The organism is Leclercia tamurae, assembly GCF_025566055.1.
Lineage (GTDB): Bacteria > Pseudomonadota > Gammaproteobacteria > Enterobacterales > Enterobacteriaceae > Enterobacter > Enterobacter tamurae.
In genome coordinates this window covers 206,457-228,455 of the sequence record NZ_JAMHKS010000074.1, presented here as the reverse complement: position 1 = coordinate 228,455, position 21,999 = coordinate 206,457, and the positions used below count along the sequence as shown (strand labels likewise).

At 58.0% G+C, this 21,999-nt stretch carries 19 protein-coding genes; 15 read left to right on the top strand and 4 right to left on the bottom strand.

What is annotated here, in order from left to right; all coding sequences use genetic code 11:
• Positions 1-200: 200 nt before the first annotated feature.
• The 4 genes from M8318_RS14135 (at position 201) to M8318_RS14120 (ending at position 4,281) form a co-directional block, all read left to right on the top strand.
• Entirely contained in the window at positions 201-1,538 is a 1,338-nt protein-coding gene (locus tag M8318_RS14135) for a PTS sugar transporter subunit IIC (RefSeq protein WP_262663277.1), read from the top strand.
• Complete coding sequence (locus M8318_RS14130; RefSeq protein ID WP_262663276.1) at positions 1,535-2,962, top strand: glycoside hydrolase family 1 protein; 1,428 nt, start codon at positions 1,535-1,537, stop codon at positions 2,960-2,962. The genes M8318_RS14135 and M8318_RS14130 overlap by 4 nt, the downstream gene beginning before the upstream one ends.
• 72 nt (positions 2,963-3,034) lie before the next feature.
• Entirely contained in the window at positions 3,035-3,808 is a 774-nt protein-coding gene (locus M8318_RS14125; protein WP_166183835.1) for a GntR family transcriptional regulator, read from the top strand.
• Positions 3,805-4,281: a GNAT family N-acetyltransferase gene (locus M8318_RS14120; protein ID WP_262663275.1), complete on the top strand. Its 477-nt coding sequence runs from the start codon at positions 3,805-3,807 to the stop codon at positions 4,279-4,281. Before M8318_RS14125 ends, M8318_RS14120 begins: the two co-directional genes overlap by 4 nt.
• Here the strand turns inward: M8318_RS14120 and galR are convergent.
• On the bottom strand, positions 4,242-5,258 hold the full coding sequence (galR, locus tag M8318_RS14115; protein WP_262663274.1) for an HTH-type transcriptional regulator GalR: 1,017 nt from the start codon (positions 5,256-5,258) through the stop codon (positions 4,242-4,244). The genes M8318_RS14120 and galR overlap by 40 nt on opposite strands.
• Positions 5,259-5,681: 423 nt before the next feature.
• Between galR and aas the strand changes: the two genes are divergently transcribed.
• Both aas and lplT read left to right on the top strand, forming a co-directional pair.
• Positions 5,682-7,841, top strand: a complete 2,160-nt coding sequence (gene aas / locus M8318_RS14110; protein ID WP_262663273.1) for a bifunctional acyl-ACP--phospholipid O-acyltransferase/long-chain-fatty-acid--ACP ligase — start codon at positions 5,682-5,684, stop codon at positions 7,839-7,841.
• A complete protein-coding gene (lplT, locus tag M8318_RS14105; protein WP_262663272.1) occupies positions 7,834-9,027 on the top strand; it encodes a lysophospholipid transporter LplT in 1,194 nt (397 codons plus the stop codon). Before aas ends, lplT begins: the two co-directional genes overlap by 8 nt.
• Before the next feature lie 99 nt (positions 9,028-9,126).
• Here the strand turns inward: lplT and M8318_RS14100 are convergent, their stop codons facing one another.
• The 3 genes from M8318_RS14100 to mutH form a co-directional block, all read right to left on the bottom strand.
• Positions 9,127-10,167 carry an NADP(H)-dependent aldo-keto reductase gene (locus tag M8318_RS14100; protein WP_166183826.1) on the bottom strand — a complete coding sequence of 347 codons (1,041 nt, stop codon included), beginning with the start codon at positions 10,165-10,167 and terminating at the stop codon, positions 9,127-9,129.
• A 116-nt stretch (positions 10,168-10,283) separates the two neighbouring features.
• Positions 10,284-10,502: a lipoprotein YgdR gene (ygdR, locus tag M8318_RS14095; protein ID WP_032613767.1), complete on the bottom strand. Its 219-nt coding sequence runs from the start codon at positions 10,500-10,502 to the stop codon at positions 10,284-10,286.
• Positions 10,503-10,632: 130 nt separating this feature from the next.
• The gene (gene mutH, locus M8318_RS14090) at positions 10,633-11,325 is read right to left on the bottom strand and encodes a DNA mismatch repair endonuclease MutH (RefSeq protein WP_262663271.1); all 693 of its coding nucleotides are present in this window, start codon (positions 11,323-11,325) and stop codon (positions 10,633-10,635) included.
• Between the two features lie 684 nt (positions 11,326-12,009).
• Here mutH and rppH point away from each other — a divergent pair.
• From rppH to recC, 9 genes are all read left to right on the top strand, one after another.
• Complete coding sequence (rppH, locus tag M8318_RS14085) at positions 12,010-12,540, top strand: RNA pyrophosphohydrolase (protein WP_032613763.1); 531 nt, start codon at positions 12,010-12,012, stop codon at positions 12,538-12,540.
• A gap of 12 nt (positions 12,541-12,552) precedes the next feature.
• A complete protein-coding gene (gene ptsP, locus M8318_RS14080; protein ID WP_262663270.1) occupies positions 12,553-14,799 on the top strand; it encodes a phosphoenolpyruvate--protein phosphotransferase in 2,247 nt (748 codons plus the stop codon).
• A 191-nt stretch (positions 14,800-14,990) separates the two neighbouring features.
• A complete protein-coding gene (gene lgt / locus M8318_RS14075) occupies positions 14,991-15,863 on the top strand; it encodes a prolipoprotein diacylglyceryl transferase (protein ID WP_262663269.1) in 873 nt (290 codons plus the stop codon).
• 6 nt (positions 15,864-15,869) lie between these two features.
• The gene (gene thyA / locus M8318_RS14070) at positions 15,870-16,664 is read left to right on the top strand and encodes a thymidylate synthase (protein WP_262663268.1); all 795 of its coding nucleotides are present in this window, start codon (positions 15,870-15,872) and stop codon (positions 16,662-16,664) included.
• A 183-nt stretch (positions 16,665-16,847) separates the two neighbouring features.
• Positions 16,848-17,312 (top strand): prepilin peptidase-dependent protein, encoded by a 465-nt coding sequence (locus M8318_RS14065; RefSeq protein ID WP_262663267.1) that lies wholly within the window; start codon positions 16,848-16,850, stop codon positions 17,310-17,312.
• A complete protein-coding gene (locus M8318_RS14060) occupies positions 17,303-17,866 on the top strand; it encodes a prepilin peptidase-dependent protein (protein ID WP_262663266.1) in 564 nt (187 codons plus the stop codon). Before M8318_RS14065 ends, M8318_RS14060 begins: the two co-directional genes overlap by 10 nt.
• Positions 17,863-18,267 carry a DUF2509 family protein gene (locus M8318_RS14055; RefSeq protein WP_262663265.1) on the top strand — a complete coding sequence of 135 codons (405 nt, stop codon included), beginning with the start codon at positions 17,863-17,865 and terminating at the stop codon, positions 18,265-18,267. The genes M8318_RS14060 and M8318_RS14055 overlap by 4 nt, the downstream gene beginning before the upstream one ends.
• Entirely contained in the window at positions 18,252-18,575 is a 324-nt protein-coding gene (locus M8318_RS14050) for a prepilin-type N-terminal cleavage/methylation domain-containing protein (RefSeq protein WP_262663264.1), read from the top strand. The genes M8318_RS14055 and M8318_RS14050 overlap by 16 nt, the downstream gene beginning before the upstream one ends.
• Positions 18,576-18,587: 12 nt before the next feature.
• On the top strand, positions 18,588-21,956 hold the full coding sequence (recC, locus tag M8318_RS14045) for an exodeoxyribonuclease V subunit gamma (RefSeq protein ID WP_262663263.1): 3,369 nt from the start codon (positions 18,588-18,590) through the stop codon (positions 21,954-21,956).
• The last annotated feature ends 43 nt before the right edge of the window (positions 21,957-21,999 follow it).

Below are 21,999 nucleotides of genomic sequence, written 5' to 3'. Positions count from 1 at the left end.
TCACGCTTTCTGGTAACGGGTGACGGGTCAGGTAAAAGTGGTATACCAAAGTGGTTATAAATCACACTCCGGGATACCTCTTGCCGCGTTGGGAGCTTAATCACAGAACGAATCTTCACCAGAAGCTATTTTTGGTATGCCAATAGAAGCCGGCTGTACACCTTATCCCAATAAAGGCCCTTTTACTGAGGTATTACCCCATGGCATTACAGGAAAAACTGATCAACTCTCTGGGCAGTTTCGCCACTAAGTTCAACAGTTATCGCTATATCATGGCGATAAAGTCCGCCTTCATCACCTTAATGCCGGTCATCATCGTAGGCGCATTTTCGGTGCTGATCTCCAACATGGTGCTGGATCCAAAAAACGGCTTAGCCAGCTTTGAGTCGCTCTCGTTCCTCGCCACGCTGAAACCGATCACCAGCGCCCTGAACTACGCCACCCTGAACTTCCTCAATATCGGGGCCGTCTTCTTAATTGGCATCGAGCTGGGGCGCATCAACGGCATTAAGTCCCTGTTCCCGGGGCTGCTGGCGGTGATCTGCTTTATCTGCGTCACCCCGACCACCGTGGAGATGATGATCGACGGCGAAATGCACATCGTGAAAGACGTGCTCCTGCGCCAGTTCTCTGACACCCGCAGCCTGTTCCTCGGCATGTTTATCGCCATCCTGTCAGTAGAGATCTACTGCTGGCTGGAGGGCCGTCCGGGGCTGAAAATCAGGATGCCTGACACCGTGCCGCCGAACGTGTCAGCCTCGTTCTCGGCGCTGATCCCGGCGATCATTACCACCACCCTCATCGCCACCTTTGGCTTTGTGTTCCATCAGGTCACCGGCATGTACCTCTACGATGCGGTCTATCAGGTGGTGCAACAGCCGCTGGAGCGGGTGGTGCAAAGCCTGCCGGGGATCCTGCTGCTGATGTTCGTCGCCCAGCTGTTCTGGGTGATTGGGATCCACGGTAACCAGATGATCAAACCGATCCGCGAGCCACTGTTGCTGGGGGCGATCACCGTCAACATGAGCGCCTTTGAGCAGGGAAAAGAGATCCCTAACATCATCACCATGCCGTTCTGGGATGTGTACATGAGCATCGGCGGCTCGGGTCTGACCATCGGCCTGCTGATCGCGGTGATGATTGGCACCAAACGCAAAGAGATGAAGGAGATCGCCAAGCTCTCCATCGGCCCGGGGATCTTTAACATCAACGAGCCGGTGATCTTCGGTATGCCAATCATGCTCAACCCGATTCTGGCCATCCCGTTCATCATCACTCCGCTGGTGACCGGCTCCATCGGCTACTTCGCCACCGTCACCGGCTTTGCCGGCAAAGCCGTGGTGATGGTCCCTTGGACCACGCCGCCGCTGATCAACGCCTGGCTCTCCACTGCCGGTTCGATGGGGGCGGTGGTCACGCAGGGTGTTTGCATTATCACGGCGGTGCTGATCTACCTGCCGTTTGTGAAGATCGCTTCACGCCGTGCCGAGCAGGCCGCGATTCAGGCTGCCAACAAGGAGGCGACGAATAACGCATGAGCATTAAACAGATGACTATCCCCGGGGACTTTATCCTCGGGGCCGCGGCCTCCGCCTGGCAGACCGAGGGCTGGAGCGGGAAGAAAGCGGGCCAGGATTCGTGGATCGATCTCTGGTACAAAAACGATCGTCAGGTGTGGCATAACGGCTATGGCCCGGCGGTGGCGACCGATTTCATCAACCGCTTCCGCGAAGACGTGGCGCTGATGAAGCAGGCCGGGCTGACCCACTACCGCACCTCCATCAACTGGTCGCGTTTTCTCACCGACTATGAAAACGCCACCGTCGATGAGGAGTACGCCGCGTATTACGACGCTCTGTTTGCCGAGATGCACCGCCAGGGCATTGAGCCGATGATCTGCCTGGAGCACTACGAGCTGCCGGGCACCTTGCTGGAAACCTACGGCGGCTGGGCCTCGAAGCATGTGGTGGAGCTGTTCGTCCGCTATGCCGAACAGGTCTTCGCCCGCTATCACCACCTGGTGAAGCGCTGGTTTAGCTTCAACGAGCCGATTGTGGTCCAGACCCGGGTCTATCTTGACGCGCTGCGCTGGCCTTACGAACAGAACACCAGCACCTGGATGCAGTGGAATCACCATAAGGTGCTGGCGACGGCGAAGGTGGTGAAGTTGTTCCGCGAGAAGGGCTACAGCGGCAGCGTGGGCTGCATTCTCAACCCGGAAGTGACCTATCCGCGCTCACGTGCGACCCATGATGTGAAGGCTGCCGAAATCTACGATCTGTTCTACAACCGGGTATTCCTCGATCCGCTGGTGCACGGGCGCTATCCGCAGGCGCTGTTCACCCTGCTGGAAAAACATCAGGTGCCGTGGGACTACAGCCCCGACGAACTGGCGCTGATTGCCGACAACACCGTCGACGAGCTGGGCATCAACCTCTATTACCCGCACCGGGTGAAGGCCCCGTCCCGGGCCTGGCACCCGGAGACGCCGTTCCATCCGGCGTACTACTACGAGCCGTTTGAGCTGCCGGGGCGGCGGATGAACCCCTCTCGCGGCTGGGAGATCGCCCCGCGCATCATTTACGACATGGCGATGCGGATCAAAAACGACTACCGCAACATCGACTGGTTCGTTGCCGAAAGCGGGATGGGGGTTGAAAACGAAGGCCAGTACCGTAACCGTGATGGCATTATCGAGGACAACTACCGCATCAACTTTATCAGCGAGCATCTCTATTACACCCTGCTGGCGCGGGAGGAGGGGGCAAACTGCCACGGGTACATGCTGTGGGCCTTCACCGATAACGTCTCGCCGATGAACGCCTTCAAGAACCGCTACGGCCTGATTGAGATCGACCTGGCAGATAACCGCGCCCGACGCGCCAAAAAGTCGGCCAGCTGGTTCCGGCAACTGCGCGATACGCGCGTCCTGACCCTGACCCTCGATGACGAATGGAAGTAGGCGCAGATCGCGGCGCTTCTGGTAACATAGGGCGCAAACTGGCCCGCATTAACTCAGAGTACAGGTGATAACGTGGATAAGGCTGTCGTCCCGGCGGAAAAGAAGCAGTACCAGGAGATTGGCGAGGATTTACGCGCTCAGATCATCCAGGGGCACTATCCCGTGGGCTCGCGTCTGCCGCCGGAGCGCAATATCGCGGAGACCTACGGCGTCAGCCGCACCATCGTGCGGGAAGCACTGTTGATGCTGGAGCTGCAGGGCACCGTGGATATCCGTCAGGGTTCCGGCGTCTACGTGATGCGCATCCCCGAAGAGCATGAGAACGAGGAAGAGCGTCTGTTAACAAGCGACGTCGGCCCGTTTGAAATTCTACAGGCGCGCCAGCTGCTCGAAAGCAACATCGCCGCCTTTGCGGCCAAAATGGCCACCCGGGCGGACATCGACAACCTGCGTCGCATCATTGAGCAGGAGCAGCGGGCGATCGCCGCCAACGACAACAGCCAGGACAACAGCAAGATGTTCCATCTGGTGCTGGCGGGTGCCACGCAGAACCAGATGCTGCTGGCGACCGTCGAAAGCGTCTGGCACCACATGGACAGCAGCCCGCTCTGGCAGCAGTTCAATGTCCATATCGCCAGCCGGGCGTACCGTCTGAAGTGGCTGGGCGACCGGCAAACCATCCTCGCCGCGCTGCGTCGCCGCGATGTGATGGGGGCCTGGCAGGCCATGTTCCAGCATCTGGAAAATGTCAAAAAGAGCCTGCTGGAGCTCTCCGATGAAGACGCCCCGGATTTTGACGGCTACCTGTTTGAGTCGGTGCCTGTTTTTCAGGGGAAACTGGTGTGAAGATCCAACCGCTGTACGCCGCCCCGCAGCATGCGGAGCAGGTGATCGACTGGCTGTGGCAAGCCTTTGGCGACGGGCTGGCGCGAGACTTTTTCGCCAGCGTAGTGACCTACAGTCAGACCCCGGACGCGCTGCCGCTGACCTTTATTGCCACCGAGGGCGATCGGTTACTCGGCACGGTGGGGTTATGGCGCTGCGACCTGATCACCCGCCAGGATCTTTACCCCTGGCTGGCGGCGCTGTACGTGGACGAAGCGGCGCGCGGGCAGGGGCTGGCGGGAAAATTACAGCAGCACGTGCAGAGATATGCCGCAGAGAACGGGCATCGCGAACTGCATCTCTGGTCCGCCTGCCGCGATTTCTATGAACGCTACGGCTGGCACTACATCGGTGACGGTCTGGAGTACCCGGACAAAACCGTGCACCTCTACCGCTATTCGCTGGCCGACTCTGCCGGCGGCGTGACCGAGTGACGGCGCACCAGCGTCGGGCTGAAGAGGTGGGTGATCTCCGGCGGCTGGCGTTTATCCGCCAGTGACAGCGCCAGCTCCGCCGCCTGAGTCGCCATGGTGACGATCGGGTAGCGTACCGTGGTCAGCCGCGGGCGGACATAGCGGGAGATCAGAATGTCATCGAAGCCGATCAGCGAGATATCCCCCGGCACGTCAATCCCGTTATCGTTCAACACCCCCATCGCCCCGGCGGCCATTGAGTCGTTGTAACAGGCGATCGCCGTAAAGTTACGCCCCCGTCCCAGCAGTTCCGTCATCGCCTGCTCCCCGCCGCTCTCATCAGGTTCACCGTAAGTAACCAGACGATCGTTGCAGGGCAGATCGTTCTCGCGCAGCGCATCGTAGTAGCCCTGCAGCCGATCTTCGGCATCGGAGATGGGGTGGTTCGAGCAGAGATAGCCAATGCGGGTATGCCCCTGCTGGATCAGGTGGCGGGTGGCAAGCCATGCGCCGTAGCGATCGTCCAGCGCCACGCAGCGTTGTTCATAGCCGGGGATAATGCGGTTCACAATTACCATCCCGGGGATCTGCTTCATCAGATGCACTAACTCGTCATCCGACAGCTTTTTGGCATGCACCACCAGCGCCGCGCAGCGATGGCGGATCAACTGCTCAATCGCCTGACGCTCTTTCTGTTCGTTGTGGTAGCCATTGCCAATCAGCAGAAAGTTGCCGGTGTGGTAGGCGACCTGCTCAACGGCTTTCACCATCGCGCCGAAAAAGGGATCCGACACATCACCCACCACCAGCCCGACGGTGTCAGTGGACTGCTGAGCCAGCGCCCGGGCGTTGGCGTTCGGGTGATAATTCAGGGATTCCATGGCAGTCAGCACCGCCTGGCGGGACGTTTCGCTGGCCTTAGGTGAATTGTTGATGACGCGTGAAACCGTGGCAACAGAAACACCCGCCAGTCGGGCCACATCCTTAATTGTCGCCATTCTCTACCTTCTCTTTGGGGTAAGCGTTTACACACTAAATAGTGTTGCGGAAAAGTGAGGCGTATTCAAGCGCAGGGCGGTGAGGCATTTCACAAAGGTGACAGACGGCAGAGGAAATTGTGTAATCGTTACACAGCGAAGCGTGACAGAAGCGGGAGAATTTGAATCTTTGCTTACACTTTGCCTCAGGCTGTTGCGATTGTCTGCTGGCGGGGGTTTGGTCGCCATTGCTACATTTGAGATCCCAGAGGTATTGATTGGTGAGAATTCTTAGTACGTACTGCGTACTCATCTCTTGCACCAGCCTGCGCAGATGCGCAGGTTTTTTTTTGTCTTTATCCGGCTGTCGCTCCTGCTGCACTTCTCGTGTAATCTGCCACAATTTACCGTAACCCGGCTTATTGAAAGGCAAAGGGAGTTGAAATGCTATTTGGGTTCTTCCGCACGCTGTTCCGTCTTCTTTTTCGCGTCCGTCTGACGGGCGATACGCAGGCATTGCACGCCGATCGCGTTCTTATTACCCCCAACCACGTCTCCTTTATTGATGGCATCCTGCTGGCGCTGTTTTTACCCGTGCGTCCGGTGTTTGCGGTCTATACCTCCGTCAGCAAGCAGTGGTACATGCGCTGGCTGACGAAGCTGATTGATTTTGTCCCGCTCGACCCGACCAAGCCGATGATGATTAAACATCTGGTGCGTCTGATTGAGCAGGGGCGTCCGGTGGTGATCTTCCCGGAGGGTCGGATCTCGATCACCGGCTCGCTGATGAAAATCTATGACGGTGCGGGCTTTGTGGCGGCGAAATCCGGTGCCACGGTGGTGCCGGTGCGCATTGAAGGCGCGGAGCTGACCTTTTTCAGCCGCCTGAAAGGGCTGGTGAAACAGCGCCTGTTCCCGCGCATCACCCTGCATCTGCTGCCGCCCACCTCCTTGCCGATGCCCGACGCACCCCGTGCCCGCGATCGACGTAAAATCGCCGGGGAGATGCTGCATCAGGTGATGATGGAAGCCCGGATGGCAGTCCGCCCGCGCGAAACCCTGTACGAGTCGCTGCTGACGGCGATGTACCGCTACGGCGCGAAGAAAAACTGCATCGATGACATCAACTTTGCCCCTGACAGCTATCACAAGCTGCTGACCAAGACCTTGTTTGTTGGCCGTATCCTCGAAAAATACAGCAAGCAGGGGGAAAAGATCGGCCTGATGCTGCCGAATGCCGGGATCAGCGCTGCGGTGATCTTTGGCGCCGTCTCTCGCGGACGTATTCCGGCGATGCTGAACTACACCGCAGGGGTGAAAGGGCTCAGCAGCGCCTTCACCGCCGCGCAGATCAACACCGTTTTCACCTCACGCACCTTTCTTGATAAAGGCAAACTCTGGCATCTGCCGGAGCAGCTTACCCAGGTGCGCTGGGTCTTCCTCGAAGATCTGAAAGCCGAAGTCACTGCCGGCGATAAGCTGTGGATTTTTGCCCACCTGCTGATGCCGCACCTGGCCCAGGTCAAACAGCAGCCGGAAGATGCCGCGGTGATCCTCTTTACCTCCGGCTCGGAAGGGAACCCGAAAGGGGTGGTTCACAGCCATAAGAGCCTGCTGGCCAACGTCGAGCAGATCAAAACCATCGCTGATTTCACCGCGAAAGACCGCTTTATGTCGGCGCTGCCGCTGTTCCACTCCTTTGGCCTGACGGTAGGGCTGTTCACGCCGCTGCTGACCGGGGCCGAAGTGTTCCTCTACCCGAGTCCGCTGCACTATCGCATCGTGCCGGAGCTGACCTATGACCGTAACTGCACGGTGATCTTCGGCACCTCGACCTTCCTCGGCAACTACGCCCGCTTTGCCAATCCGTACGATTTCCACCGCGTGCGTTACGTGGTGGCCGGGGCAGAGAAACTCCAGGAGAGCACTCGCCAGCTGTGGCAGGACAAGTTTGGTCTGCGCATTCTGGAGGGCTACGGCGTGACCGAGTGCGCGCCGGTGGTCTCCATTAACGTGCCGATGGCGGCCAAACCCGGCACCGTCGGACGCATTTTACCGGGGATGGACGCGCGGCTGCTTGCCGTACCGGGTATCGAAGAGGGCGGACGTCTGCAGCTGAAGGGCCCGAACGTGATGAACGGCTATCTGCGGGTGGAAAACCCGGGGGTTCTGGAAGCGCCGACGGCGGAAAACGTTAACGGTGAGGTGGAGACCGGCTGGTACGACACCGGCGACATCGTGCGCTTTGACGAGCAAGGCTACGTTCAGATCCAGGGGCGCGCCAAACGCTTTGCCAAAATCGCCGGGGAAATGGTGTCGCTGGAGATGGTTGAACAGCTGGCGCTGGCCGTATCGGCGGACAAAATGCACGCTACCGCAGTGAAAACCGATGCCAGTAAAGGCGAGGCGCTGGTGCTCTTTACTACCGACAGCGAACTGAAGCGCGAGCAGCTGCTGCAGAAGGCGCGAGAGCATGGCATTCCGGAGCTGGCGGTGCCGCGCGATATTCGCTATCTGAAACAACTCCCGGTGCTGGGCAGCGGCAAACCGGATTTTGTCACCCTTAAAGGCATGGTTGAACAGGCGGAGCCGCATAATGAGTGAGTCAGTACCCACTAACACCTCCATCTGGTCGAAGGGGATGATGGCGGTTACCGCCGCCCAGTTCCTCTCTGCCTTCGGTGATAACGCGCTGCTGTTTGCCACCCTGGCGCTGCTCAAATCCCAGTTCTATCCGGACTGGAGCCAGCCGATCCTGCAGATGGTGTTTGTGGGCGCTTACATCATTTTTGCCCCCTTTGTCGGCCAGGTGGCGGACAGCTTCGCCAAAGGGCGGGTAATGATGTTCGCCAACAGCCTGAAACTGCTGGGGGCCGCCAGCATCTGCTTTGGTGTGAATCCGTTTATCGGCTATACGCTGGTGGGGATCGGGGCGGCAGCCTACTCCCCGGCCAAATACGGCATCCTCGGTGAACTCACCACCGGCGATAAGCTGGTCAAAGCCAACGGCCTGATGGAGGCTTCGACGATTGCGGCGATCCTGCTGGGCTCCATGGCAGGCGGTGTGCTGGCGGACTGGCACGTGCTGGCGGCGCTGGGTGTCTGCGCGGTGATGTATGGCGGGGCGGTGATCGCTAACCTGTTTATCCCGAAACTGCCGGCGGCGCGTCCGGGACAGTCCTGGCGTTTTACGCCGATGACCGCCAGCTTCTTCAACGCCTGCCGGGTGCTGTGGCGTAACGGCGAAACCCGCTTCTCGCTGCTGGGCACCAGCATGTTCTGGGGCGCGGGGGTGACGCTGCGCTTCCTGCTGGTGCTGTGGGTGCCAACGGCGCTGGGCATTACCGATAACGCCACGCCGACCTATCTCAATGCGATGGTGGCAGTGGGCATTGTGCTGGGTGCGGGGGCCGCAGCGAAGCTGGTGACGCTGCAAACCGTCGCACGCTGCATGCCCGCCGGGATCCTGATCGGCGTTGTGGTGCTGATTTTCGCGCTTCAGCATGCGCTGTTACCGGCCTATGCGCTGCTGTTCCTGATGGGGATCTGCGGTGGTTTCTTCGTGGTGCCGCTGAATGCGCTGCTGCAGGAGCGCGGGAAACATACCGTGGGGGCAGGTAACGCCATCGCGGTGCAAAACCTCGGCGAAAACGCCGCCATGCTGCTGATGCTGGGTCTTTACTCGCTGGCGGTGAAGGTGGGTGTGCCGGTGGTAGGCATTGGCGTTGGGTTTGGGGGCCTGTTTGCGCTGGCGATTGCCGGGCTGTGGATCTGGCAGCGTCGGCGTTAACGGGATTTGTCGGGTGGCGGCTACGCCTTACCCGACCTACAACACCCCGCCTTTGACCTTCCAGGCCCGGCAAGCGAAGCGCCGCCGGGCAAAATGCCGTTACGGTGCCGGATAGGTATACACCTGATGCACCGCTTCAATCTCCGCTAACACCTCTTCGCTCAGCTCCAGATGGAAGCTTTCGACGTTCGTTTTCAGCTGCTCCATAGTGGTCGCGCCCAGCAGGGTGCTGGCCACAAACGGCTGACGGCGTACAAACGCCAGCGCCATCTGCGCCGGATCGAGCCCGTGACGTCTGGCAATATCCACATAGGCTGCTACCGCTTTCTGCGTCTGCTCGCCGCTGTAACGGGTAAAGCGGCTGAACAGTGTATTACGCGCTCCCGCCGGTTTCGCCCCGTTAAGATACTTCCCGGTCAGCGTGCCAAAGGCCAGGCAGGAGTAGGCCAGCAGCTCGACGCCCTCATACTGGCTCACTTCCGCCAGACCCACTTCGTAGCTGCGGTTCACCAGGCTGTACGGGTTCTGAATGGTAACGATGCGCGGCAGATCGTGCTTATCCGCCAGGTGCAGATAGCGCATCACGCCGAAGGCCGTTTCGTTAGAGACACCGATATAGCGGATTTTCCCCGCACGCTGGCACTCGGTTAAGGCTTCCAGGGTTTCCAGCAGCGTAACGACCGGCGCACTGTCGCTCCAGCTATAGCCCAGTTTGCCAAAACAGTTGGTCGGGCGCTGAGGCCAGTGAACCTGATAGAGGTCGAGGTAATCGGTCTGCAGGCGCGTCAGGCTGGCGTCCAGCGCGGCGCGAATGTTCTTACGATCGAGGTTTTGATTCGGGCGAATGCCGCTGTCGTTATTGCGCGACGGGCCGCTGACCTTGGAGGCAACAACCAGCTTTTCGCGATTACCGCGTTTCGCCAGCCAGTTGCCGACGTAGGTTTCGGTTAAGCCCTGTGTTTCCGGGCGTGGCGGAACCGGGTACATTTCTGCGACATCAATCAGGTTGATGCCCTGGCTGACGGCGTAATCGAGTTGTGCATGGGCATCGGCTTCGCTATTTTGTTCACCAAATGTCATCGTGCCTAACCCCAGTTGGCTTATCTCAAGTGCGCTATGGGGGATACGGTGATAATGCATAGCCGGCTTCCTTAGTTGACATGTTATATGCGTCAGGAAACTCCCGACAAAGGAATATAAACATGACAGAGGGTAAGCGAAAAATCAAAAGGTCAGCAAGCTGCTGACCTTTAATACTATCTTTCAATAATCTGTGAAACGTCGTCGCGGTTAATCTGCATATTATTACCCTGCTGATCGCGGTAGCTGACCAGACCGGTATCATCGTCGACTTCGGGTTTGCCGTCGGTCAGGATCATGCGGCCATCTTTCGTCGCCATGACGTAATCGCTGCTACAACCTGAAACGGCAAACGCTAAACCAACAGCCGAGATTATTACTGCCCATTTTTTCATTCTTTGTTACCTCCACCTGGCTCGTATTACATCTTATTGTAGTAATAACTCGGGGAAGGTTTTTTACAAAGCGGTGAAATCTGAAAAAACAGGCGAATATGTGATAAAAGGCATAATTCTGGCTAAAAAGTCAGGTATTCAGCAAAAAGTGGCGTGCTAACAGGGCTCCCGTGAAGTTCTTTTTTAAATAAAAGCCGCGGGGCAGCGTCAGGATAGGTTCGCCGCCCGCGCCTATGGCTTCGGTCAGCGCTTTACTGTTTGCCGCTTTGGGCCGCAGCTGGAGTACTTCCCCGTGGCGGGCGGTGATACGCTCCACCTGACCCAGCACGATCATGTCCATCAGCTCTTCCCAGTCCAGCCGCAGCTGACGATCTTCCTCCTCATTCGGGCTCCAGATCAAGGGCGCGCCGACGCGCCTCTGCGCCAGCGGGATCGCTCGATCGCCTTCTACCGGGATCCACAGCACGCGCTTTAACTTATGCCGCACGTGGCTGCTCTCCCAGGTGATCCCGGTATTGCCGGTTAACGGTGCCACGCAGACAAAAGTGGTCTCCAGCGGGCGGCCCAGGCTGTCGATGGGGATGGTCTTCAGCTCCACTCCCAGCGCGGCAAAATCCTGTTCAGGTTTGCTGCCCGCGCTGGCCCCCAGCCACAGCTCCAGCAGAACGCCCGTCCACCCTTTATCACGCTTTAGATCGGGTGGAATCGGCAGACCCGCAAGGGCAGCGAGTTCTCCCAGCGAGTATCCCGCCAGGCGTTGCGCTTGTTGCAGTAATGCCGTTTCCGTTGCGGGAGGAGATGTCAGAGGGGCGAGGGAAAGCATGAGCATTGCCTTTTGGTTAAAAAATGAACAGCAGTTTTCCACTGCACTGAATGAGTTTATCTTTTTCTTTTTGCTGATGCCAGGTGGATGATTTATCAGTGTTTTTATCGGCTGAAATCCCGTTTCGCTAACGGGGGGATCCCGGTTGTTCAAATCTGGTCACTGACAATGAACAGGATCTTACACCCTGTTATCCACAGAAAAATGGGATAAGTGGGTATAACCCCCACTACTGTTTCCATTTACAGCCTTGACGTGGGATGAAAATCGAAAAATCAGACAAAATGTGCCTAACTTATTGGCACAATCTGTGGATAAAACCGACGTTGTTCGATCTTTCATCAGTACCGGGATCTTTAAAGTGATGTGCATCACACAAAGCGCGTTAATTCAGGTTATTCACAATTTAACTCCATGAATTATAGTGGTTTGTAAAAAACGTCATTCTCTGCAATATTCAGAGTGATCTGGGTTGTCCATCGGTAATTCCACACTTCTTCACAACTCTATCCACAGAAAAAGTGAATAAAATTGCCCTTCTGACCGCTCATCTGTTTATAACTCAGCTGATAATTGTGAGTTATTCAAATGTTATTAGGCTCCAGGCCAGAAAGAGAGTGGTTTACCGCCTCACTGGAGTGTGAAACAATCATTTATATATCAGGTTTAGTTTGGGGTAGTCCGGTGATTGATGACGATGGCTACCGCCCGAATGTAGGTATCGTAATTTGTAATCGCCAGGGTCAGGTTATGTGGGCCCGGCGATATGGTCAGCACTCCTGGCAATTTCCCCAAGGCGGGATCAATCCAGGAGAGTCCGCAGAGCAAGCGATGTATCGGGAGCTGTTCGAAGAAGTTGGCTTAAGCCGCAAGGATGTTCGCATTCTGGCTTCGACCCGCAACTGGTTGCGTTACAAGTTACCGAAGCGTTTGGTGCGTTGGGACACAAAGCCGGTATGTATCGGCCAGAAACAGAAATGGTTTCTTCTGCAATTGGTGAGCAGCGATGCGGATATCAATATGCAAACCAGCAGCACGCCCGAATTTGATGGCTGGCGCTGGGTCAGCTACTGGTATCCCGTTCGTCAGGTCGTGTCGTTTAAGCGCGACGTTTACCGTAGGGTGATGAAAGAGTTCGCAAGTGCTGTGATGATGCTTCAGGAGGCCCCTCCTAAGCCGCAGAGCGCACCTGCCTGGCGACGTAAAAGAGGTTAAGCTACGCACATTATGCTCACCCGCCTGCGTGAAATAGTCGAGAAGGTGGCCAGTGCCCCGCGGCTCAACGAGGCGCTGGATATTCTGGTCACGGATATCTGCCTTGCGATGGAAACCGAGGTCTGTTCGGTCTATCTGGCCGATCACGACCGCAGGTGTTACTACCTTATGGCCACGCGCGGATTGAAAAAACCGCGTGGTCGTACCGTCGCGCTGGCATTTGATGAAGGCGTTGTGGGTCTGGTCGGGCGTCTGGCGGAACCCATCAACCTTGCCGATGCGCAGAAACACCCCAGCTTTAAATATATTCCTTCCGTAAAAGAGGAGCGCTTCCGCGCCTTCCTCGGCGTGCCGATTATCCAGCGCCGTCAGCTGCTTGGCGTGCTGGTGGTACAGCAGCGTGAGCTGCGCCAGTACGACGAAAGTGAAGAATCATTCCTCGTTACGCTGGCCACGCAAATGGCGGCCATTCTCTCCCAGTCTCAGTTAACGGCGCTGTTTGGTCAGTACCGGCAGACGCGCATTCGTGCCTTACCGGCTTCACCGGGCGTCGCGATTGCTGAAGGCTGGATGGACGCCACGCTGCCGTTAATGGAGCAGGTTTACGAAGCCTCGACGCTGGACACCGCCCTTGAGCGCGAACGTCTCACCGGTGCGCTGGAAGAGGCGGCCAATGAGTTTCGCCGCTACAGCAAGCGTTTTGCCGCCGGGGCGCAGAAAGAGACGGCAGCGATCTTCGATCTTTACTCTCACCTGTTGTCCGATGCCCGGCTGCGCCGGGAGCTGTTTGAGGAGGTCGACAGCGGCTCGGTGGCGGAGTGGGCGGTTAAAAAGGTCGTCGAGAAATTTGCCGAGCAGTTCGCCGCCTTAACCGACGGCTATCTGAAAGAGCGTGCCGGGGATCTGCGTACCTTAGGCCAGCGTCTGCTGTTCCATCTCGATGACACCATTCAGGGTGCCAATACCTGGCCGCCGCGCTTTGTGCTGGTGGCGGATGAACTCTCCGCAACCACGCTTGCAGAGCTGCCGCAGGACCGGCTGGCCGGGATCGTGGTACGCGATGGCGCTGCCAACTCCCATGCCGCCATTATGGTGCGCGCGCTGGGGATCCCGACCGTGATGGGCGCGGATATTCAGCCTTCGGCGCTGCACCGGCGTACGCTGGTGGTCGATGGCTATCGCGGCGAGCTGCTGGTCGATCCTGAACCGGTGCTGTTGCAGGAATATCAAAAGCTTATTAGCGAAGAGAACGAGCTGAGCCGTCTTGCCGAGGATGACGTTAATCAGCCTGCCGCGCTGAAAAGCGGTGAGCGGATCAAAGTCATGCTCAATGCCGGGTTGAGTCCGGAACACGAAGAGAAGCTTGGCAGCCGTATTGATGGCATCGGTCTCTACCGCACCGAAATCCCGTTCATGCTGCAAAGCGGCTTCCCCTCTGAAGAGGAGCAGGTCGCGCAGTATCAGGGCATGTTGCAGATGTTCAACGACAAACCGGTGACCTTACGTACCCTTGACGTTGGCGCCGATAAGCAACTGCCGTACATGCCGATCAGCGAAGAGAACCCCTGCCTGGGCTGGCGCGGGATCCGCATTACCCTCGATCAGCCGGAGATATTTCTGATCCAGGTGCGCGCCATGCTGCGCGCCAATGCCGCCACCGGTAACCTCAGCATTTTGCTGCCGATGGTCACCAGCATTGACGAGATCGATGAAGCCCGCCGTCTGATCGAACGCGCCGGACGCGAAGTCGAAGAGATGATCGGCTACGATATTCCGAAACCGCGGATTGGGGTGATGCTCGAAGTTCCCTCGATGGTCTTTATGCTGCCGCAGCTGGCGACTCGGGTTGATTTCATCTCGGTGGGCACCAACGACCTGACCCAGTACATGCTGGCGGTGGATCGCAACAACACCCGGGTGGCGAGCATTTACGATAGTCTGCACCCGGCGATGCTGCGTGCCCTGGCGATGATTGCCCGCGAGGCGCAAGAGCAGGGCCTCGACCTGCGTTTATGCGGCGAGATGGCCGGTGACTCAATGTGCGTGGCGATCCTGATTGGTCTCGGCTTCCGTCACTTATCCATGAACGGACGCTCCGTCGCCCGCGTGAAGTATCTTCTGCGCCATATCGATTTCGAAGAGGCGCAGCTGCTGGCGAAACGCAGTCTTGAAGCACAGCTGGCAACGGAAGTGCGTCATCAGGTGGCGGCCTTTATGGAGCGCCGCGGCATGGGTGGCCTGATCCGCGGCGGGCGTTAAGCGTCGGGTATCCCTTCCCCTGAGAAGGGATACAAACTGCACCAGGTCTCTATACACATCTTTTACATCTCGGGCGCAACCTCCACGCTCGCTTGTGCTATGATTCGCAACTTTGGAGCGCAGGGTACACCTCTGCGCGCATCTCTGCCGCTGTCCACTTTCAGCGGAATAACAACATCTTGTGGTGACAGATGAACAGTGGCTATCTGCATTTTCCGGAGTTTGATCCGGTCATTTTCTCAGTAGGACCCGTTGCGCTTCACTGGTACGGTCTGATGTATCTGGTCGGTTTCGTCTTTGCCATGTGGCTGGCTGGCCGTCGTGCCAAACGCCCTGGCAGCGGCTGGACCAAAGACGAAGTGGAAAACCTGCTGTATGCCGGTTTCCTCGGCGTTTTCCTCGGCGGACGTATCGGCTATGTGCTGTTCTATAACTTCCCGGTCTTCATGGCCGATCCGCTCTACCTGTTCCGCGTCTGGGATGGCGGTATGTCCTTCCACGGCGGCCTGATCGGCGTCATCCTGGTAATGGTCATCTTCGCTAAACGTACCAAACGCAGCTTCTTCCAGGTGGCAGATTTTATTGCACCACTGATCCCGTTTGGGCTGGGCGCAGGTCGTCTCGGTAACTTTATCAACGGCGAACTGTGGGGCCGCGTCGATCCGAGCGTGTCATTCACCATGCTGTTCCCGCAGTCGCGTGCCGAAGATATCGCGCTGCTGCCGTCGCATCCGGAGTGGCAGTCGATTTTCGACACCTACGGCGTTCTGCCGCGCCATATGTCGCAGCTTTATGAAATGGCGCTGGAAGGTGTGGTGCTGTTTATCATTCTGAACCTGTTCATCCGCAAGCCGCGCCCGACGGGCTCCGTATCGGGCCTGTTCCTGATCGGCTATGGTGCGTTCCGCATCATCGTTGAGTTCTTCCGCCAGCCGGATGCGCAGTTTACCGGTGCGTGGGTGCAGTACATCAGCATGGGGCAGATCCTCTCTGTGCCAATGATTGTGGCAGGCATCTTGATGATGGTCTGGGCGTATCGTCGTCCACAGCAACAGGTCTCCTGAGGAATCATGAAACAGTATCTTGAACTGATGCAAAAAGTGCTCGATGAGGGCACGCCAAAGAACGATCGCACCGGCACCGGTACGATCTCCATTTTTGGCCACCAGATGCGCTTCAACCTGCAGGAAGGCTTTCCGCTGGTCACGACCAAGCGCTGCCATTTACGCTCGATCATTCATGAACTGCTCTGGTTCCTGCAGGGCGACACCAACATCGCCTATCTGCGCGAGAATAACGTCTCCATCTGGGACGAATGGGCGGATGAAAACGGCGATCTGGGCCCAGTTTATGGTAAGCAGTGGCGCGCCTGGCCTACGCCGGACGGCCGCCATATTGACCAGATCGCCACCGTGGTGAACCAGCTGAAAAACGATCCAGACTCGCGGCGTATCATCGTCTCAGCCTGGAACGTGGGCGAACTGGATAAGATGGCGCTGGCCCCGTGCCATGCTTTCTTCCAGTTCTACGTGGCGGATGGCAAGCTCTCCTGCCAGCTCTATCAGCGCTCATGCGATGTCTTCCTCGGCCTGCCGTTTAACATCGCCAGCTATGCGCTGCTGGTGCATATGATGGCCCAGCAGTGTGACCTGGAAGTAGGTGATTTTGTCTGGACTGGCGGGGATACCCACCTGTACAGCAACCATATGGAACAGACCCACCTGCAGCTGACCCGCGAGCCGCGTGCGCTGCCGAAGCTGGTGATCAAACGTAAACCGGACTCCATTTTCGACTATCGCTTCGAAGATTTCGAAATTGAAGGTTACGACCCGCATCCGGGAATCAAAGCCCCTGTGGCCATCTGAGGCTGCAATCCTGACATAACCGGCGCCTTCCGCGCCGGTTTTTTTATGCCTGCGTGATGGTTTTGCAAGCCTTCTTCCGCGGGGATTGCAACGCGCTGCAATTCCTCCAAAAGTGCTGAAAACGCCTCGTAAATTACACATCTCTCCCTCGAACTGTTTTTTTCCTCACGGCACACTGCCGCCATGAAAAAGGAAAAGGGTTTTACCCTCATGGAAATACTGATCGCCATCTCGCTAATCATGACGCTCAGTGCCGCAGGGCTATACGGCTGGCGGCGCTGGCAGCAGCAACAGCAGCTGTGGCAGACGGCGCGCCAGGTGCGGGATTATCTGGTGGTGCTGCGAAATGACGCCTGGCGCAATAACCTGGACCATACCGTGACCCTGCAACAGGACGGCAAACGGTGGTGTCTGTTAAAGAGCGGTATCCCGGAGTGCCAGGCGGACAACGCCTTTGTGCTCACGCCGCAGTGGCCGGACATTCAGGTCACCGAGTTGACGCCTGCGCTGGGGTTTTACGGTTTACGCGATACCGCCTGGGCCGGAAGAGTTCGTCTGCAAAGCCAGGCCGGAGAGTGGCTGATCCTGATTTCCTCATGGGGCCGTATCCGCATGTGCAACGGCAAAGGGGAGTTCGCATGCCGGTAAAACAGCAGGGATTTTCGCTAACCGAAGTGCTGATCGCGATGGCGATAAGCAGCGTGCTGCTGATGAGTGCAGCGCGATTTTTGCCTGCGCTACAGCGGTCGATAATGGGGCTGACGAAGCAGCAGGAACTGGAAGAGGAACTCTGGCTGCGCATCAACGGCATCGGTAAACACCTGCAGCGGGCGGGGTACTGTGCGGGAAAATGCGAAGGCGAGGGGTTGAAGATTGGCCTGCGCGGCGAATGCGTTATTGTCCAGTGGGACGAAAACAGCAACGGCCGCTGGGAAACCTCGTCATCCGCTGCCGCAGAGCAGACCGGTTTTCGCCTGAACGGCGAAGCACTGGAAACGTTGCGAGGTGCGACGCAGTGTGATGGCAAGGGTTGGGAGAGAATGACCGACCCTGACAGGATCAGGGTTCAGCGTTTTCAGGTGCAGCGCATTTCACGGGCGGGCTTTGCGCCGGAGCTGAGCCTGACGCTGGCGGCCTCCGTCAACGGACAGCCTGATGGCGAAGTCGAGGCACACCACATTGTGACCGGGTTTAATCTGTGAACCGTCAGCAGGGGATGTCATCGCTGGCGCTGGTGCTCCTGCTGTTGATTCTCGGCAGCCTGATGCTGGCCGGGCTCAACCAGCAGTTGGCCGCTCTGATGCGCATCGTCAGTACGGAACGCCAGGCGATACAGCATCAGGCGATAGCCCAGTCCGCGCTGGAGTGGGGAAGAACGCTTCCCTGGCAAACCCAGGCTGAGGTTGCGTGCCGACAGCATCCGCAGCGGCCGTGGCGCGTCTGCTTACGCATCCTCGAGGAACGCGTATTGCTTATCGCCAGCAGTGGCAGGGTGATGCTGTGGCGGCTGGGCGAGGTGAAGGGCGGAAAGGTGGTCTTTTCCCCGCACGGCTGGAGCGATTTTTGTCCTCTGAAGGAGAAAGCGTTATGTCAGCAGCCGTAGCGAAACAGAAGGGGTTCAGCATCGTCGAGGTCTTGCTGGCCATGATGCTGATGGTGATGGTCGTCGCCGGGCTGGCGGGTTACCATCGTGTTTTAGCCAGCCGTTTTGTCACCCTTGAGCAGTATCGCCAGCTCTGGCGTCATGTCTGGTCTCAGTCACAGCTGGCCGCCGGGGATATCCCTCCGGGCTGGCAGGTCAACAGGGTGCAGACAACACCGGCCGGATGTGTCAGCATCTCGGTCTCACTTATTTCTCCATTGGGTCGGCAGGGTCAAATGACGCGCCTGCACTGCCCGGTTAGCCAGTAGTTGGGAGCAGCAATGTTAAGGGTCTACCACTCAAACCGTCTTGATGTGCTGGAAGCACTGATGGAATTCATCGTCGAGCAGCAGCGGCTCGACGATCCCTTTGAACCGGAGATGATCCTGGTTCAGAGCACCGGTATGGCCCAGTGGCTGCAGATGTCCCTGTCGCAAAAGTTTGGTATTGCCGCCAATATTGATTTTCCGCTACCCGCCAGCTTTATCTGGGATATGTTTGTCCGCGTGCTGCCGGAGATCCCAAAACAAAGCGCGTTTAACAAACAGAGCATGAGCTGGAAGCTGATGACGCTGCTGCCGGAGATGCTGACGCATGATGAATTCGCCATGCTGCGCCACTACCTGAACGACGATACCGACAAACGAAAGCTGTTTCAGCTGGCGTCGCGTACCGCGGATCTCTATGACCAGTATCTGGTCTATCGCCCCACATGGTTAACGCGCTGGGAAGCCGGTGAACTGATCGACGGTCTTGACCAGGCGCAGGTCTGGCAGGCACCGCTGTGGAAAGCGCTGGTGGAACATACCGAACAGCTGGGTCAGCCGCAGTGGCACCGCGCCAATCTCTATGAACGTTTTATCGCAACGCTGGAATCCGCCTCAGTGCCGCCTGCCGGATTGCCGTCCCGGGTCTTTATCTGCGGGATCTCCGCCTTGCCGCCGGTTTACCTCAAGGCGCTGAATGCGCTGGGCAAACACATCGACATTCATATTTTGTTCACCAACCCGTGTCGGCATTACTGGGGAGATATTCAGGATGCCCGCTGGCTGGCCCGCATCGTCACGCGCCAGCGTCGTCGCCTGTTTGACGAGCGTGCGGTGCCGCTGTTTAAAGACAGCGAGACGGCGGCTGATCTTTTTGATGAACAGGGGATCCAGGACTTACCGAATCCGTTACTGGCCTCGTGGGGAAAACTGGGGCGTGACTATATCTACATGCTCTCAGAGCTCACCGCCTCCGGTGAAGGAGATGTCGATGCCTTTGCGGATATCACCCCGGACAGCCTGCTGCATAACGTGCAGCGGGATATTCTGGATCTGGAAAACCGCGCGGTGGCTGGCGTCACGGCTGCAGAATTTGCCAGCAGCGCCAACAAACGTCTGCTCGATCCCGACGATCGCAGCGTGACCCTCCATCTGTGTCATAGCCCGCAGCGTGAAGTCGAGGTGCTGCATGACAACCTGCTGGCGATGCTGGAGGACGATCCGCAGCTCACGCCCCGCGATATCGTGGTGATGGTGGCGGATATCGACAGCTACAGCCCCTATATCCAGGCGGTGTTTGGCAGCGCGACGGGCGATCGCTATCTGCCGTTTGCGATATCGGACCGCCGTGCGCGCCAGTCCCACCCGGCCCTGCAGGCGTTTGTCAGCCTGCTTTCCCTGCCGGACAGCCGCTTCGTTCCGGAAGATGTGCTGGCCCTGCTGGATGTTCCGGTACTGGCGGCCCGTTTTGATATCGATGAGGACGCGCTGCGCTACCTGCGTCAGTGGGTCAACGAATCAGGCGTGCGTTGGGGGATGGACGATGACAACGTGCAGGAGTTTGAGCTGCCGGTCACCGGCCAGCATACCTGGCAGTTCGGCCTGACGCGTATGCTGCTCGGCTACGCCATGGAGAGCAGCCAGGGGGAGTGGAACGCTGTCCTGCCGTATGACGAATCCAGCGGCTTAATCGCCGAGCTGGTGGGTCATCTGGCTTCGCTGCTGATGCAACTTAACCGCTGGCGGCGGGAGCTGATGAAATCGCGCTCGCTCGAGGAGTGGATGCCGGTATGCCGGGAGATGCTCAACGATTTCTTCCTGCCGGATCAGGAAACTGAAGCGGCGATGGCGCTTATTGAGCAGCAGTGGCAGGCGATTATTGATGAGGGGATCTCCTCGCACTACGGCGAAGCGATCCCCCTGTCGCTATTACGCGATGAACTCACGCTGCGTCTCGACCAGGAGCGTATTAGCCAGCGCTTCCTCGCCGGGCCGGTGAACATCTGCACCCTGATGCCGATGCGCTCCATTCCGTTTAAGGTGGTCTGCCTGCTGGGGATGAACGACGGCATTTACCCGCGCGCGCTGGCGCCGCTGGGGTTTGATTTAATGAGCCAACAGTCCCAGCGCGGTGACCGTAGCCGTCGCGATGACGACCGCTACCTGTTCCTCGAGGCGCTGATCTCGGCGCAACAGCAGCTCTATATCAGCTACATCGGCCGCTCCATTCAGGACAACAGTGAACGGTTCCCGTCGGTGCTGGTTCAGGAGCTGGTGGACTACATCGGCCAAAGCCATTATCTGCCGGGCGATGAACACCTTAATTGCGATGAAAGTGAACAGCGCGTGAAGGCGCATATCACCTGCTGTCACAGCCGTATGCCGTTCGATGCCGTCAACTACGAAGACAACGAGCAGCAGAGCTATGCCCGGGAATGGCTTCCCGCCGCGAAACGGGAAGGGGTGGCCCATGGCGACTTTATCCAGACGCTGGATCCCTTGCCGCTGGAGACGGTGGCGTTTGAACAGCTCCAGCGTTTCTGGGCCCATCCGGTGCGGGCCTTTTTCCAGATGCGGTTGCAGGTCCATTTCCGCTCCGAAGAGAGCGAGATCCCGGATGCGGAGCCCTTTACCCTGGATGGGTTAAGCCGCTACCAGTTAAACCAGCAGCTTTTGAACGCGCTGGTGGAGCAGGAAGATGCGCAGAAGCTGTTCCGCCGTTATCGCGCGGCGGGTCAGCTGCCGTATGGCGCCTTCGGTGAAATCACCTGGGATGCCCAGTGTGAGGAGATGCGGGCCCTTGCAGGTCGGGTGATTGAGTGCCGTCAGCCTGGCAAGAGCATGGAGATCGATCTCAACTGCAACGGCGTGAATCTGACGGGATGGCTGCAGCACGTGCAGCCTGACGGGCTGCTGCGCTGGCGTCCGTCGATGCTCAGCGTTTCGCAAGGTTTGCAACTTTGGCTGGAACACCTTGTCTATTGTGCTAGCGGTGGCGAAGGTGAGAGCCGGTTGTTTGTGCGTAAAGACGGTGAATGGCGCTTCCCGGCGCTGCCTGCCGCGCAGGCGATGGAGTATCTGTCGCAGCTGGTTGAAGGTTACCGGCAGGGGATGAATACGCCGCTGCTGCTGCTGCCAGAAAGTGGGGGGGCGTGGATTAAAACCTGTTACGACGCCACAAATGATGCGATGTTAACGGATGACGCGACCCTGCAAAAAGCGCGCAGCAAATTTTTGCAGGCCTACGAAGGCAACATGATCGTGCGTGGGGAAGGGGACGATGTCTGGTACCAACGCCTGTGGCGAACCCTGGAGCCGGAGTACTTCGAGGCCATCACAGACGAGGCCCGACGCTATCTGTTGCCGCTGTATAAATTTAATTAGTCCTGGCTCTGTGTAAAAATTGCACAGATTTGAGCATTCATTT

Bases quoted from the DNA above. Each gene is read 5' to 3' on its own strand.
- M8318_RS14135 (WP_262663277.1), top strand. From the start codon at position 201: ATGGCATTACAGGAAAAACTGATCAACTCTCTGGGCAGTTTCGCCACT.
- M8318_RS14130 (WP_262663276.1), top strand. From the start codon at position 1,535: ATGAGCATTAAACAGATGACTATCCCCGGGGACTTTATCCTCGGGGCC.
- galR (WP_262663274.1), bottom strand. From the start codon at position 5,258: ATGGCGACAATTAAGGATGTGGCCCGACTGGCGGGTGTTTCTGTTGCC.
- aas (WP_262663273.1), top strand. From the start codon at position 5,682: ATGCTATTTGGGTTCTTCCGCACGCTGTTCCGTCTTCTTTTTCGCGTC.
- lplT (WP_262663272.1), top strand. From the start codon at position 7,834: ATGAGTGAGTCAGTACCCACTAACACCTCCATCTGGTCGAAGGGGATG.
- M8318_RS14100 (WP_166183826.1), bottom strand. From the start codon at position 10,167: ATGCATTATCACCGTATCCCCCATAGCGCACTTGAGATAAGCCAACTG.
- ygdR (WP_032613767.1), bottom strand. From the start codon at position 10,502: ATGAAAAAATGGGCAGTAATAATCTCGGCTGTTGGTTTAGCGTTTGCC.
- mutH (WP_262663271.1), bottom strand. From the start codon at position 11,325: ATGCTTTCCCTCGCCCCTCTGACATCTCCTCCCGCAACGGAAACGGCA.
- ptsP (WP_262663270.1), top strand. From the start codon at position 12,553: ATGCTCACCCGCCTGCGTGAAATAGTCGAGAAGGTGGCCAGTGCCCCG.
- lgt (WP_262663269.1), top strand. From the start codon at position 14,991: ATGAACAGTGGCTATCTGCATTTTCCGGAGTTTGATCCGGTCATTTTC.
- thyA (WP_262663268.1), top strand. From the start codon at position 15,870: ATGAAACAGTATCTTGAACTGATGCAAAAAGTGCTCGATGAGGGCACG.
- M8318_RS14065 (WP_262663267.1), top strand. From the start codon at position 16,848: ATGAAAAAGGAAAAGGGTTTTACCCTCATGGAAATACTGATCGCCATC.
- M8318_RS14060 (WP_262663266.1), top strand. From the start codon at position 17,303: ATGCCGGTAAAACAGCAGGGATTTTCGCTAACCGAAGTGCTGATCGCG.
- M8318_RS14050 (WP_262663264.1), top strand. From the start codon at position 18,252: ATGTCAGCAGCCGTAGCGAAACAGAAGGGGTTCAGCATCGTCGAGGTC.
- recC (WP_262663263.1), top strand. From the start codon at position 18,588: ATGTTAAGGGTCTACCACTCAAACCGTCTTGATGTGCTGGAAGCACTG.